Origin of the sequence: Xanthomonas albilineans, assembly GCF_009931595.1 — a bacterium.
Lineage (GTDB): Bacteria > Pseudomonadota > Gammaproteobacteria > Xanthomonadales > Xanthomonadaceae > Xanthomonas_A > Xanthomonas_A albilineans.
On the sequence record NZ_CP046570.1, the window covers coordinates 3,299,713 to 3,313,665 of the forward strand.

Sequence of the window (13,953 nt, forward strand, 5' to 3'; positions counted from 1 at the left end):
GGAAACTGCTGCCGCCACCCCGTTCTCCCTCTGCGCCGTCACTGCCATGAGCACGTCACTGCCTGCCACCTTGACCGATACCCTCGCCGCTCTGCTCGGTGACGAAGGCTGGCGCACCGACGCTACCAGCCGCCGCAGCTACGGCGAAGACGATTCGCGGCGCTGGGCGCTGGCCGACGCGGTGGCGCTGCCGCAGACGCGTGCACAGGTCCAGGCGATCGTGCGCGCCTGTCGCGCACATCGCGTGCCGCTGGTGGCGCGCGGTGCCGGTACCGGCACGACTGGTGCTGCGGTGCCGTTCGCCGGCGGCGTGGTGCTGTCGTTCGCGCGCATGAACCGCATCCTACAGTTGCGTCCGCAGGACCGCTGCGCGGTGGTCGAACCCGGCGTGCTCAACGGCGATCTGCAGCAAGCGCTCGCGCCCCACGGCCTGTTCTGGGCACCGGACCCCTCAAGCGCGGAGATGTGCAGCGTCGGCGGCAATCTTTCGACCAACGCCGGCGGGCCGCGCGCGGTGAAGTACGGTGCCACCCGCGACAACGTGCTCGGTCTGGTCGCCGTCACCGGCAGCGGTGAATTGATCCGCTGCGGCGGCGCGTACACCAAGGATGCCACCGGCTACGATCTGACCCACTTGCTGGTTGGCAGCGAAGGCACGCTGGCGCTGATCGTGGAAGCGACCCTGAAACTCTCGCCACGGCCATTGGCACAGGCCGGTCTGCGCGCTCTGTACCGCGACGCCGCCAGCGCGGCGGCAGCCGTGTCGCGGCTGATGGCACAGCCGAGTACACCCACGATGCTGGAGTTCATGGACCGCAGCGCCATCGCCCTGTTACGCCAGAGCGGCAGCGAGGTGCCCGAGGCGGGCGCGATGTTGCTGATCGAGGCCGACGGCGACCACGACACCCTGCCCTACGCACTGCAAGCGTTGGCCGCCGCGGCCGAGGGCGACGGCCTGATGACATTGGACGTGGCCGCCGACGGCAGCGCGCGCGACCGGCTGTGGGCGGCGCGGCGCGCACTGTCCCCGGCGCTGCGCACGATCCGTGCAGGCAAGATCAACGAAGACGTGGTGGTGCCGGTATCGCGTATTCCCGATCTTGTCGCAGGCGTGGAAGCGTTGGCGGCGGAGTTCGCGTTGCCGATCGTCGCCTTCGGCCACGCCGGCAACGGCAACCTGCACGTCAACATCATGTACGCACCCGACGACGCCAACGAGAGTGCCCGCGCGCAGGCCGCGCTGCCACGCCTGTTCGCGCTGGTCCTGGCACTGGAAGGCACGCTCTCGGGCGAACACGGCATCGGCGTCGCCAAGCGCGACTACATGGCCCAGGCCTTCGATACCGCGACCCTGGACGCGATGCGCGCGATCAAGTCTGCTCTGGACCCCGACGGCATTCTCAACCCTGGGAAGGTATTGCCGGATCGCTGATGCGGCGCAACGCTTGAGCGGTATGCAACGCAACGATAAAAATCAGTGCGCGCCACAGCTTACTTCCACACGACCTCGCCACTAAGAGTTGCGAACAAAACGCTACGAGCTGCAAGACATCCCGATGAAACGCAATCCCACGCCGGGCTCGGTGGCGATGTAGCGTGGTGCCACCGCACTGTCGCCGAGTTTCTGCCGCAACTTGCCGACTAGGATGCGCAAGTAATGCGTGTCGTCCTGGTGCGTTGGCCCCCACAATTCGCGTAATAACTGCGGCTGCGTCACCACCCGGCCGCTGTGGCGCAACAGCAGCGCCAATAGCGCGTACTCCTTGCGGCTGAGCGGCAGCGGCTCGCCCTCCAGACGAACCTCGCGCAGCCCAATATGGATGTGCAGATGGCCGTCGTCGAATACCGGCTCGGCCTCGCCCGTCGTCGGCTGCATACGTAACAACACGCGGATACGCGCCATCAATTCCTGCACGCCAAACGGCTTGGTCACGTAGTCGTTGGCGCCAGCATCCAGCGCCTGCACTTTTTCCGCCTCACCGGCACGCACCGTCAGCATGATCACCGGCACCGACGACCATTGCCGCAATTCGCGCAGCACGCTGTGCCCGTCCTGGTCGGGCAGGCCGACATCCAGCACCACCAATTCGGCGCCATGCGCGGCCAATTGCGCCAAGCCTTCGCCACCGGTGGCCGCCTGCTGCACGCGGTAGCCCTGCGCGCGCAGGCTGATGTCAAGGAAGCGACGAATCTGCGGCTCGTCGTCAATCACCAGAATACGCGGCGGCGGAATCGGATCGGCGTGGGACTCAGTCGGCATCGGGGCGGCGTGGTGGGGCAGCAGGTTCGATCAACGGAAGGGTAATGCGGATCGTGGTGCCGCGACCATCGGGACCAGGCAAGGCTTCGACGCTGCCTCCATGCGCACCGATCATTCCCTGGCAGATGGTCAGGCCCAGGCCGGTGCCGTGACGGCCACGGTCGCCGCGTTCGACACTGTAGAACATGTCGAAAATACGCGCGCGTTCGTCCTCGGGGATGCCCGGGCCACGGTCGGCGATGTCGATCCGCAGGCGTCCTTCGACCATCATCGCGGCGACCCGGATCGCCGTATCCGGCGGCGAGAACTTGGCTGCGTTCTCCAGCACGTTGAAGACCGCCTGCTCGACCAGCGCCGGATGCACCCATAGCGTGGGCAGGTCCGCCGCCAGGACGATGTCCAGCAGGACCTCTGGCTGGTAGCGCTGCAGGCGCCGCGCCGCAGAGCCGATCAGTTCGTCCACGCCGATCCAATCGCGGTTCAAGGTCAGCCCATTGTGGCCGAGCCGGGTCATGTCCAGCAGGTTCTGGATGTAGCGGTCCAGGCGCTCGCCTTCCATCTGGATGGTGTCCAGCAGGCTGCGGCGGTCTTCGGCGCTCATGGCCTGACCATAGCTGGACAGGCTGCTGGCGGCGCCGATCATGGCGGCCAGCGGCGAGCGCAGGTCATGCGACACCGACGACAGTAGCGCCGAGCGCAGATGCTCGGTCTCTCCGCTGACGCGCGCGCTTTCCAAGTCGGCGACCAAGCGCGTGCGCAACGCGGCCTGACCGATGTCCTCGACCATCGCCTCGGCCAGACGCTGTTGTTCCAGGCCAGGACGCTGCACACCGGCAGCAAAGCGCAGGCCAACCACGCCGATCGCGCCACGCTCATGGCGCACCGGCAGGAACCACCAGCTGGCGCCGGCCAGGGTGTCGGTGAAGCGACCGGTGGCCTGACCGTGGCGCTGCGCCCAGTCGGCGGCACTGCGATCCACCGCCGCCATCGACGGCGCGTAGTCGTCGGCACCGGCGTGCGCGGCCTCCAGCGGCTGCAATCGCACCCAGGCCTCCGCATCGAGCGTGGTGGACAGCGCGTGACGCCCCGCATCCAGCACCTGTCCAAGATCGGCGGCGCTGGTCAGTTCGCGGCCCAGCCGCTGCAACGCGGTGGTCTGCGCATTGGCCGCGCGCAAGGCCAGCACCTGGCTGCGCAGACGCGAGGCCAGGCGCCCGGCGACGAGCGCGGCGACCAGGAACAGCAGCACCGTGACCACGCCCTGACGCGTACCGATTTGGAAGGTGAAGCGCGGCTCGATGAAGAAAAAGTTGTAGCCGAAGAAACTCAACAGCGCCGCCAGTACCGCCGCCGCCATGCGCGTCTTCGCCGCGACCATCACCACCGCGACGATGAACACCATCGACAGATCGTCGATACCGACCCAACGCTCGGCAATCCATGCCACCACCACCGCCAGTGCGGAAGCCACCATCGCGAACGCAAGATCGTCGCGCGACAACCAGTGGCCGGGGCTGCGCCAGCGCCGCCGCGAGCGCGCACGCGCCTCCGGCGAACTGATGATCACCAGTTCGTAGTGCGCACCACGCTGCAATAGCTGCTGTGTCAGCGTCCGGTTGATCATCCGCGCCAGCGGTCGCTCGCGCGTGCGGCCGAGCAACAAGGTGGACACGCCGTTACGCGCGGCGTGGTCGAGCAAGGCGTCGGCCACGCTGCTGCCGCGCAACAGCGCGGCATCGCCACCGAGCCGACGCGCCAATGCGAAGGCACGGTCGATCTCCAGTTGCCATGCTTCTTCAGGCTGCGCCTGAGTTTGCACGGTGACCACGGTCCACGGGGAGCCGCGGCGCTCGGCCACACGCCGCGCCACCCGCACCAGGTAATCGGACTGACCACGCCCATCGATCGCCACCATCACCCGCCGCCGCAGCGCGAGCCCAGGCCGCCCCTGTGCGGCCTGCACGTCGCGCAGATCGTTGTCGACGCGATCGGCTGCCGTCTGCATCGCCAGTTCGCGCAAGGCAGCCAAATTCGAGGGCGAGAAGAACGCCTGCAAGGCCTGACCCGCTTGCTCGGGCAGATACACCTTGCCTTGCTGCAAGCGCTCGATCAGCTCGCGCGGCGGCAGATCGACCAGGACGATATCGCGCAGACGGTCGAACATCGCATCGGGCACGGTTTCGCTGACGCGCACGCCGGTGATGCGATGAACGACATCGTTGAGACTTTCCAGGTGTTGAATGTTGACCGTGCTGTAGACGTCGATGCCGGCATCGAGCAATTCCTCCACGTCCTGCCAGCGGCGCTCGTGGCGACTGCCCGGCGCATTGCGATGCGCCAGTTCGTCGACCAGCACCAACGGCGGACGCAGCGCCAATAGCGCATCCAGATCCATCTCATCCAGCGTCCGGCCGCGATACTCCACCCGCCGCCGCGGCTGCACGGTGAGCCCCTCCAGCAGCGCCGCGGTCTCGACACGGCCATGGGTCTCGACCACGCCGATCACCAGCACGCTCCCCTGCTGCTGCAACTGCCGGGCGCGCGACAACATCGCATAGGTTTTGCCCACCCCGGGCGCTGCGCCGAGGAACACCGTCAGGCGTCCACCGCGTTCGCGCTTGAGTTCGCCGATCAGGGCATCGGCCTGCTGGGTACGGAGGTCGGACATGAAAAGTCTGGGAATGGAACGTGGCGACAGCGTAACAGCGTCCGCGCCGTTCCCTGTTCCTTATCGCGGGCGTGATTGTGCTTGCTGCGCGCCATTTCCCGAAGAACCCGCCGCGCTTGCAGCTGCTTCATCGAGCTCCAGATTCAACTCCAGCACGTTCACCCTTGGCGCGCCGAGCACGCCGAACTGGCGCGGCTGCACGTGCGCGGCAACCAGAGCGGCAACGCGCTGCGGCGCTAGCCCGCGTGCCACCGCCACCCGTGCCACCTGCACCTGCGCCGCGGCCACGCTAATCTCCGGGTCCAGGCCACTGCCGGACTGCGTCAACAAGTCATCCGGCACTGCCTCCGGGGCGATGCCCTCGCGCGTAGCAATCGCGTGGCGCGCTTCGTCCAGACGCTTGATCAGGTCGGGGTTACTGCGTGCCTGGTTGCTACCGGCGGCGGACATCGGATCGTACTTGGCGCCCGAGGGACGTGGCTGAAAATAGCCAGACGCGGCGAAAGGCTGTGCCACCAGCACCGAGCCAACCACGTGCCCGTCGCGTTCGCGCAGGCTGCCGTTGGCCTGTGCGGGAAACAGGGCACCCGCCAGGATGGTGGCGATCAGCGAATACAACGCTGCCGCGCCCAGCACCAACAACGGCAAGACCAGCACCGCGCGCAAGCGCATCGGTTCGCGCGGAGAAACGGAAGAAACGTTCATTGCAGCAGTTCCGGAAGAGTCGGGAAAATCGGCGCCAGGCTCAACCCAGCGCCACCAGCAACAGATCGATCGCCTTGATCCCGACGAACGGCAACAGCACGCCACCGACACCGTAGATCAGCATGTTCCGGCGCAGCAGCGAAGTGGCCGAGGACGGAGTGAAGCGCACACCGCGCAACGCCAGCGGGATCAACGCGGGAATCACCAGCGCGTTAAAAATCAACGCGGCCAGCACCGCATGCGCCGGGCTGGACAGACGCATCACGTTCAACGCCGCCATTTGCGGGATCGACGCGGCGAACAACGCCGGCAGGATCGCGAAGTACTTGGACACATCGTTAGCCAACGAAAACGTGGTCAACGCGCCGCGGGTAATCAACTGCTGCTTGCCCACTTCCACCACCGCCAACAGTTTGGCCGGATCCGAATCTAGATCGACCATGTTGCCGGCTTCCTTGGCCGCCTGCGTGCCTGAATTCATCGCCAGGCCGACATCAGCCTGGGCCAGCGCCGGCGCATCGTTGGTGCCGTCGCCGACCATCGCCACCAACCGCCCGCCGGCCTGCTCCTGACGGATACGTGCCAGCTTGTCCTCGGGCGTGGCTTCGGCGATATAGTCGTCCACGCCGGCCTCGGCGGCGATCGCTGCGGCGGTGAGCGGGTTGTCGCCGGTAATCATCACCGTCTTGATGCCCATCGCACGCAGCCGCGCGAATTTTTCCCGCACCCCGTGTTTGACCACATCCGACAGTTCGACCACGCCGAGCACATGCCGGCCTTCGGCCACCACCAACGGCGTGGCGCCGCTACGCGCAACCTGCTCGACACGGCCCTTCAACTCCACCGGCACCTGCCCGCCGAGCGCGGTGACGTGGCGGATCAACGCATCGGCGGCACCCTTGCGAATCGAGCGTGGGGCGTGCTCGCCCTGCGCCGGCAGATCCACCCCGGACATGCGCGTCTGCGCGGTGAAGGCGACGAAATTGGCATCCTGCGGATCGGCCAGCGGCAGACCTTGCTCGCGCGCCAGACGCACGATCGACTTGCCTTCCGGGGTCGGGTCGGCCAGCGAGGACAGCATCGCCGCCTCGCGCAACTGGGCCATGTCGACACCGCTGAGAGCATGGAACGCGGTGGCCTGGCGGTCGCCATGAGTGATGGTGCCGGTCTTGTCCAGCAACAGCACATCCACGTCGCCGGCCACTTCCACTGCCTTGCCCGATTTGGCCAGTACGTTGGCCGACAATGCACGGTTCATGCCGGCAATGCCGATTGCCGGCAACAGCCCGCCAATGGTCGTCGGAATCAAACACACCAACAGCGCGATCAACAGCAGCGGATCGACCCGCACACCGACGAACGCGGCAATCGCCGGCAGTGTCGCCACCACGATCAGGAAGGTCAGGGTCATCGCCGCCAACAGCATGGTCAGGGCGATCTCATTCGGCGTTTTCTGCCGATTGGCGCCTTCCACGAGGGCAATCATGCGATCCAGGAAGCTATGCCCTGGTTCGGCGGTGACCTTCACCACGATCTCGTCGGACAGCACCTTGGTGCCGCCGATGACGCCCGAACGATCGGTGCCGGCTTCGCGCAGCACCGGTGCCGACTCGCCGGTGACCGCGGCTTCGTTGATCGTCGCCAGGCCGTGCACGATCTCGCCATCGGCGGGAATCAACTCGCCGGCGGACACCACCACCAAGTCGCCCGGGCGCAACTCGGCGGCGGGAATGCTGGTCTCGCCGTCCAGCCGCGCACTGGCGACGCGGCGCGCCACCAGGTCCTTGCGCGCACGCCGCAGCGAGGCGGCCTGACCGCGACCGCGCGCCTCGGCCACGGCTTCGGCGAAGTTACCGAACAACACGGTGACCAACAGAATCGCGGTCACCGTCCAACCGAATCCGGCTGGTCCCTGCCCGGCCAGCGTGATCAATGCCGACAGCAAGGTGCCGACGAAGACCACTGCCATCACCGGGCTGCCCAGGAGATGGCGAGGCGATAATTTCAACACGCTGTCGCGCAGCGCCGCACGCAGCGCGGCGGCGTCGAACAGACCGGGACTGCGCGTGGAGGAAGTCGCCACGGAAGAAGAAACCTGTGAGGTGCTCATCGTCATCGTCTCAGTGCGCGGCCAGGGTCAGGTGATCGGCGATCGGCCCCAACACCAGCGCCGGCGTGAATTGCAGAACAGTCAGGACCACGATGACCGCGATCAAGGTCAGCGCGAAGGTCGGCGTTTCCACCTGCAGGCTGCCGCCCGTTTCAGGCGCCACGCGCTTGCGCGCCATCTGCGCAGCCACGATCAGTGGCACGATCAGGGCGGGATAGCGACCCAGGAGCAGCACGACGGTGCAGGTCAGGTTCCACCACGGGATGCCGTCGCCCAGCCCTTCGAAACCGGAACCGTTGTTGGCGAACGCCGAGGTGTATTCGTAGAAGACCTGACTGATACCGTGGAAGCCAGGATTGGAATTGGCGATGATCGCCGCCGGCATGGCCAGGGTCAGGGCGGTGAAGCCGAGCAACACCAGCGGCTGCAGCAGGATCAACAGCGCCAACAGACGAACTTCGGCCGCCTCGATCTTGCGCCCGAACAGCTCCGGTGTCCGTCCGGTCATCAACCCGGCCAGGAATACGCTCAACAACAGGTAAACCAGGAACTGTTGCAAACCGCAGCCGATGCCGCCCCAGATCGCGTTGATCAACATGTTGATCATCGCCACGCCCCCGGTCAGCGGCGCCAGCGAATCGTGCATCGCGTTGACCGAGCCGTTGGAGGTCTGCGTGGTCAGTGACGACCACGCCGCCGCGGCATCCACGCCCAAGCGCACTTCCTTGCCCTCCATCAACGCGGCGCTGGCGCTACTGGGCGAATGACCTTCGGCCCACATAGATGCCCCGGTGGACGCCAGCGACATCGCCAGCATGCTGCCGAACACCAGTGCCGTGAACTTACGCCGCCCGGTGAACGGGCCGACCATGAACGCCACCGCCACCGGAATCAGCAATATCCCCAGGGCTTCCAGCAGGTTGGAGAACGGGGTGGGATTTTCCAGCGCCATGGCGCTGTTGGGGCCATACCAGCCACCGCCATTGGTGCCGAGCTGCTTGATCGCCACCATCGCCGCGACTGGCCCAAGCGGAATCTTCTGCGTCTGCAATCCGGCGCTCGCATCGAGCGGCGTGGCAGCGGGACCGGCAGCCAACGTGGAAGGCACGCCCTGCTGGGTCAACAACAACGTCCAAAGCAGACACAGCGGCAGCAGCAAGCGCAGGGTTGGACGGATCACGTCGGCCCAGTAGTTGCCGACATCCACCTCGGCGTGCGGCGGCTCGGCCATCGAAGACGCTGGCGCACTCGAACCGACACTCGCTGCGGCCGCGTGCGCACGCCCACCGAACAGCCCGCGCAGCGTTGCCGCAACCAACGCCAGCCCCATCATCGGGGTGACGAACTGCAGGCCGACCACGCCCATCGCCTGCGATAGGTACGACAACTGCGCCTGCCCGGAGTAATGCTGCTGATCGGTATTGGTCAGAAACGAGACCATGGTGTGCAGAGCCACGTCCCAGCGCATATTCGGCACCGCGTCGGGATTGAACGGCAACCACGCCTGGGTGACGAACAGCACAAACACCAGCACGCCCAGCACCAGATTGCTGAGCAAAAACGCCGCCGTGTAGCCGCGCCAGTGCATGCCGCGCGCTGGATCGGTGCCCAGCAAGCGATACAGCGGGCGTTCGATCCAGCCGAACAGCGCATCGCCGCACATCGGTGCGCCGCGCATCACCTTGGCCAGATACAGGCCCAACGGCCATCCCAGCAACAGCGCGAGCGCATAGACAAACAGGGTATCGATCATGAGGGTGGCACTCGGCTCAGAAATCTTCGGGACGCAGGATCACGTACAACAGGTAGCCAGCGGTGACGATCACCGCTACGCCGCAAACAAATGCAAGCCAACCGCTCATGGTGTCAACTCCAGACAGGTGCGCAGCCCACAATCAAAGCGGACCGCAAATCGCAAGCAAACGCCACCGAGCGCCGAACGCGCTGGGCGGGGACCGAAAAAACAAGCAGGAAACATAGGAGGGGGCATCGGACGGACCTAGCGGCCCAGATCGATATTATCGAAGTGCGCGCCATAAACTCTCAGTAGCGAACTGGCGCAGACCGCATAAATTCTGCATAAAGCCGGTGCATGCACACGTGTATCGCGGCCCAGGATGCGGATCGACCACGCGCCGCCTGTAGTAGGTACCAGACGGCGCCCTGCCGTCGCGCGGCACTCACCGCGCGACGGCATTCAACGGCGGCGCGCTGCCACCATGAACTACTTAGAAATGCAGGATCGCGTCGAGCAAAGCGGTCGTCTGATGGCTCTTGTGCCCGGCATCGTAAGCCGGGAAATCGTAAGCTTTCTCATAGCGCAGCTCGGGGCGGATCTCCAGATCCTGCGACACCCAGTGGGTGAGGCCGATCGTATGCTCCGAATAGCGCGTGGCAAAGCCGGTCCGCTGCCCAACGTGGTCGTTGAAGAATTCGTTGCGAATGGACAGCATGTTTTTCGAATCGAGCTGGATGTTGACGTAGTTGACGATGGCGTCGGTCGAGTTGCGCCCCAGCGGGAAATTCGGCGCTTGGCCCAGGGGGTAACCGGGCCTGCCGGTTGGCGCCTGCGACTGCCACGGATCGGTGGCCAGCGCCTGATTACGCACATAGATGTGGTACGCCTCGGTGAGCGTATGCACACGCGGCGAGAAACGGTGCCCCCAGGTCAAAACGAATTCCTGCAGATTGTTGTAGGTCTGCGAGGCGTTGTTGTAGGACTCCACGCACGGATACAACATGTCGTTGTTGCTCTTGGAGACCCAGCGCAAACAGACCTGCGCACTCAAGCGGCTGTTGGAATCCCACAGCGCGGTGTCATCGCCGCCATGCACGCCCAGCTGCAAAATCCATTGATCATTGAGCTTGGTGGTGGTGAGGATACCCATATCGGTATACGCATCGACCGTGTACAACAGGGAGTGGGTCAATAGGTAGTTATTGGGCGAGAACTGCGCCTCGATGTCCGGCAACGACAGATACCGACCGAGCAGGACCACCATGCCTTGCGCCACCCAAGGCACGTACAAGTCGACATAGGCGATCATCGGGTCGTTGCCGTAGATCTTGCCGTTCAACGCGCTCTTGGGCCGCGGATGATTCAGCAGCTGATCGCTGGTCACGCCCTTCATCGTGGTGAAGTGGTAGTCGTAACCGTACAGATCGTCCAGGTGAAAACCCCAATCGATGTGATCGGTCTGCACCGTGTCCGGCAGGCGCTGCAAACGGAACAGGAATTGATTGAATTCACCGCGATTGGGCCGCGCGTCATAGGACAACGGATAGTTCGAGAACCTGGATGTGCTGGCGTTGAGCGAAGGGTTGATCCAGCCGTACAGCTCGATCCGATGATCCTGCATCCAGTGTCCGACGTGCGTGCACGCCAGCGCCTTTTCCAGCGGATATTGCGCATTCTCGCTGGGCACGCCGACTGGATAGTCCACTCCGCCAAGTTGCCATTCCGCCGACGGAAATGGAGGCGAAGAGAATGGCGACTCCATGCCGCGCCGTGCCGGAGCCAGCGCATTCGGGTCGGCAGGCTGGGCGTCTTCGCGATACGCGGCCACAAAGCGCGAGAAGAAACCGTTGGAGCAGTCTGCGCTCACCGGCTGAGCTGCAGCGGCGCTTTCCTGCAGCATCGCCGGCATGGCCACCGACAGGGGAACCGTGACGTCGGCCGCAACCGCCTTGCCGGTGCAGAGCAGGGCCAGGGACACGAATAAGGGATGAATCTTCATGGACATTGCAACATCGGCTCGCAACGAGCCGTCCTCTTGGGGTGATAGATAAGACACAGGGACACACACCACACCTGCGGCATTCCGACATCCTGCGCTGCGCTCATCACTGACCGCAGCGGGATGCTGGCACCGCAGATCGACAACAACCGATGGCGTCGGGCGGCGCATAGGCCCGCACGCGACCCGATACCAGAGCGCGCCGGGCGCAGCGGCGGATCCAGAGCGGCGTCGCCGTCAGCGACAAACGCACACCTCCCGCCATCGATCCAACGCCCCTGCAGCAGCGAGGAAAGTATAGAAATCGCCGAATATCTTCGTTGCAAAACGCAAACGGATTTGAATAAATTCTGCGTAAATTCCGCCTCTGCACCATCACGCGCCATGGCACGGCCCGCCGAGGCCACGCGAGGGGTTTTATCCGACGAAATGCACGTAGCCGTTTCGCGACGGCACCCAAGGCCGACCGTCCGCATCGCGCACGACGATGCCCCTGCCGGCCACGATGCGCCCAATCCGCGTCGCCGCCACCGCACAGCCCTGCAGCGCCTGAATAATCGCTTCGCGCTGCGCTGGAGGAGACGTGAAACACAACTCGTAGTCGTCGCCGCCGCCCAATTGCCAGGCATGTACCTGCGCTGTGCTCGCCTCAGACGGAGCGGCGACAACCGGCAACGCCGCCAGGGATAACTCGGCAGCGACACCGCTGCGCACGCAGATATGTTCCAGATCGGCCAGCAGGCCATCGGAAATGTCCACGCAGGCCCGCGCCAGACCGCGCAGGCAGTGCCCGGCCTGCACGCGCGGGGTGGGCCGCAGCAAGCGCTGGCGCAGGTGCTCGTGGACCGGATCGGTGGCTGGTTGTGCCACATCCAGCCGTCCGGCCTGCCACAGCGCCAACCCGGCAGCGGCCTCCCCAGGCTGTCCGGTGATCCAGACGTCGTCGCCGGGCTGCGCGGCATCGCGACGCAACGCGGCGGCCGCTGGCACGCTGCCGAGCGCGGTGACCGACAGCGACAGCGGTCCACGCGTCGTGTCGCCTCCCGCCAGCACGATGCCATGCGCCTCGGCCAGCGCGAAAAAGCCGTCGGCGAAGCTGTCCACCCAGGCCGGATCCGCCTGCGGCAACGACAGCGACAGCGTGCACCAGCGCGGCTGTGCGCCCATCGCGGCGAGGTCGGAGAGATTCACCGCCAGGGTTTTCCAACCCAAGTCAGCCGCTGCGGTCTCGGCAGGGAAATGCACGCCGACGTTCAACGTGTCAGTGGTGACTGCCAACAGTTCGCCCGGCGGCACGCGCAGCAGCGCGGCATCGTCACCGATGCCCAAAACCACGTCCGCGCGCGTACCGCTGCGCGCGCGCAGCCGCTGGATCAGATCGAACTCGACCATCGCAATGGGTCGCGCATCGCGCATCGCGCCATCGGCCCGCAATGACCGCACTGGTAGATTCCCGGTCCCTGGTCGCAGGCCCCGGCGCCCATGCTCAGCCGCCCGACTCGACCGCGCGCCATTCCAGCGCGGCACGGTCCAACACCCCGTTGACGTAGGTGTGGCCATGTTCGGAGCCGAAACGCTTGGCGGTCTCGATCGCTTCGTTGATCACCACGCGGTACGGCACGTCCATCCGATACAGCAGTTCGTAGGCGGCCAAGCGCAGCACAGCGCGCTCGATCGCATCCACTTCCTCCACGGTGCGATCCAAATAGCCGACCAGCGCCGCGTCCAGTTCGGCGCGATGCTTGAGCACGCCCTCGACAAGGTTTTCGAAGTACACCAGATCGGCGATTTCGTGCGCCTGTTCGTGGGCGAACTGGGCGATCACGTGCTGCGCATTGCCGCCGGAAATCTGCCAGGCATAGATCGCCTGCAACGCGCGTCGCCGCGCGCGCGAACGCAACACCGGATCGACGCCATCGCGGCGCGGGTGCCTGTGCCCGGCGGACTTGCTCACGGCAGTTGCTCCAGCAAATTGACCATCTCCAGCGCACCCAGCGCCGCTTCCTCGCCCTTGTTGCCGTGACTGCCGCCGGCACGTGCTTCGGCGTCTTCGACCCGCTCCACGGCCAGCACGCCGTTGAGCACCGGGATACGGAAATCCAGCGACACCCGCAGCAGTCCCTGTGCACAACCGTCGGCGACATGTTCGTAGTGACGGGTATCGCCGCGGATCACGCAGCCCAGCGCGATGATCGCCGCATGGCGGCCGGTCGCTGCCAGATGCGCGGCGGCCAGCGGCAGCTCCCACGCGCCAGGCACGCGAATCACGTCCACCGCATCCTCGGCGATGCCGTTGCCGGCCAGACTCGTGCGTGCGCCGGCGACCAGTACGTCGGTGATGCGGGCGTTCCAGCGGCTGGCGACGATCGCGAAGCGGGCCGATGCGGGAGCGCGAAGATCGCCTTCGTAGTGGGTCATGGTGGTATCAGGTTCAGTGGGCTGCAAAGTTTAGCAGGCGAGCAGCCGGGGCTCG

The 13,953-nt window shown here is 65.6% G+C and carries 11 protein-coding genes; 1 reads left to right on the top strand and 10 read right to left on the bottom strand.

Translation table 11 applies throughout. From position 1 onward, the window contains the following. Positions 1–46: 46 nt before the first annotated feature. Positions 47–1,432 carry an FAD-binding oxidoreductase gene (locus tag XaFJ1_RS13800; RefSeq protein ID WP_012917297.1) on the top strand — a complete coding sequence of 462 codons (1,386 nt, stop codon included), beginning with the start codon at positions 47–49 and terminating at the stop codon, positions 1,430–1,432. A 102-nt stretch (positions 1,433–1,534) separates the two neighbouring features. Here the strand turns inward: XaFJ1_RS13800 and XaFJ1_RS13805 are convergent, their stop codons facing one another. The 10 genes from XaFJ1_RS13805 to ribH all read right to left on the bottom strand — a co-directional run bounded on the left by XaFJ1_RS13805 (position 1,535) and on the right by ribH (position 13,898). Continuing rightward, positions 1,535–2,260 (bottom strand): response regulator, encoded by a 726-nt coding sequence (locus tag XaFJ1_RS13805; protein WP_012917298.1) that lies wholly within the window; start codon positions 2,258–2,260, stop codon positions 1,535–1,537. Continuing rightward, positions 2,250–4,928: a sensor histidine kinase gene (locus XaFJ1_RS13810; protein WP_012917299.1), complete on the bottom strand. Its 2,679-nt coding sequence runs from the start codon at positions 4,926–4,928 to the stop codon at positions 2,250–2,252. The genes XaFJ1_RS13805 and XaFJ1_RS13810 overlap by 11 nt, the downstream gene beginning before the upstream one ends. A 60-nt stretch (positions 4,929–4,988) precedes the next feature. After that, positions 4,989–5,633, bottom strand: a complete 645-nt coding sequence (gene kdpC, locus XaFJ1_RS13815; RefSeq protein ID WP_012917300.1) for a potassium-transporting ATPase subunit KdpC — start codon at positions 5,631–5,633, stop codon at positions 4,989–4,991. 40 nt (positions 5,634–5,673) lie between these two features. Next, entirely contained in the window at positions 5,674–7,743 is a 2,070-nt protein-coding gene (gene kdpB / locus XaFJ1_RS13820; protein ID WP_045757410.1) for a potassium-transporting ATPase subunit KdpB, read from the bottom strand. Positions 7,744–7,753: 10 nt separating this feature from the next. Beyond that, positions 7,754–9,496 carry a potassium-transporting ATPase subunit KdpA gene (kdpA, locus tag XaFJ1_RS13825; protein ID WP_012917302.1) on the bottom strand — a complete coding sequence of 581 codons (1,743 nt, stop codon included), beginning with the start codon at positions 9,494–9,496 and terminating at the stop codon, positions 7,754–7,756. 16 nt (positions 9,497–9,512) lie between these two features. Next, positions 9,513–9,605 (bottom strand): potassium-transporting ATPase subunit F, encoded by a 93-nt coding sequence (locus XaFJ1_RS13830; protein WP_012917303.1) that lies wholly within the window; start codon positions 9,603–9,605, stop codon positions 9,513–9,515. A 366-nt stretch (positions 9,606–9,971) separates the two neighbouring features. After that, entirely contained in the window at positions 9,972–11,486 is a 1,515-nt protein-coding gene (locus XaFJ1_RS13835) for an outer membrane beta-barrel protein (RefSeq protein ID WP_012917304.1), read from the bottom strand. Between the two features lie 411 nt (positions 11,487–11,897). Next, positions 11,898–12,872 (bottom strand): thiamine-phosphate kinase, encoded by a 975-nt coding sequence (thiL, locus tag XaFJ1_RS13840; protein ID WP_012917305.1) that lies wholly within the window; start codon positions 12,870–12,872, stop codon positions 11,898–11,900. 94 nt (positions 12,873–12,966) lie between these two features. Then, positions 12,967–13,434, bottom strand: a complete 468-nt coding sequence (gene nusB, locus XaFJ1_RS13845; RefSeq protein ID WP_012917306.1) for a transcription antitermination factor NusB — start codon at positions 13,432–13,434, stop codon at positions 12,967–12,969. Continuing rightward, positions 13,431–13,898, bottom strand: coding sequence for a 6,7-dimethyl-8-ribityllumazine synthase (gene ribH / locus XaFJ1_RS13850; RefSeq protein ID WP_012917307.1), 468 nt, complete (start codon positions 13,896–13,898; stop codon positions 13,431–13,433). Before ribH ends, nusB begins: the two co-directional genes overlap by 4 nt. Positions 13,899–13,953: the final 55 nt, after the last annotated feature.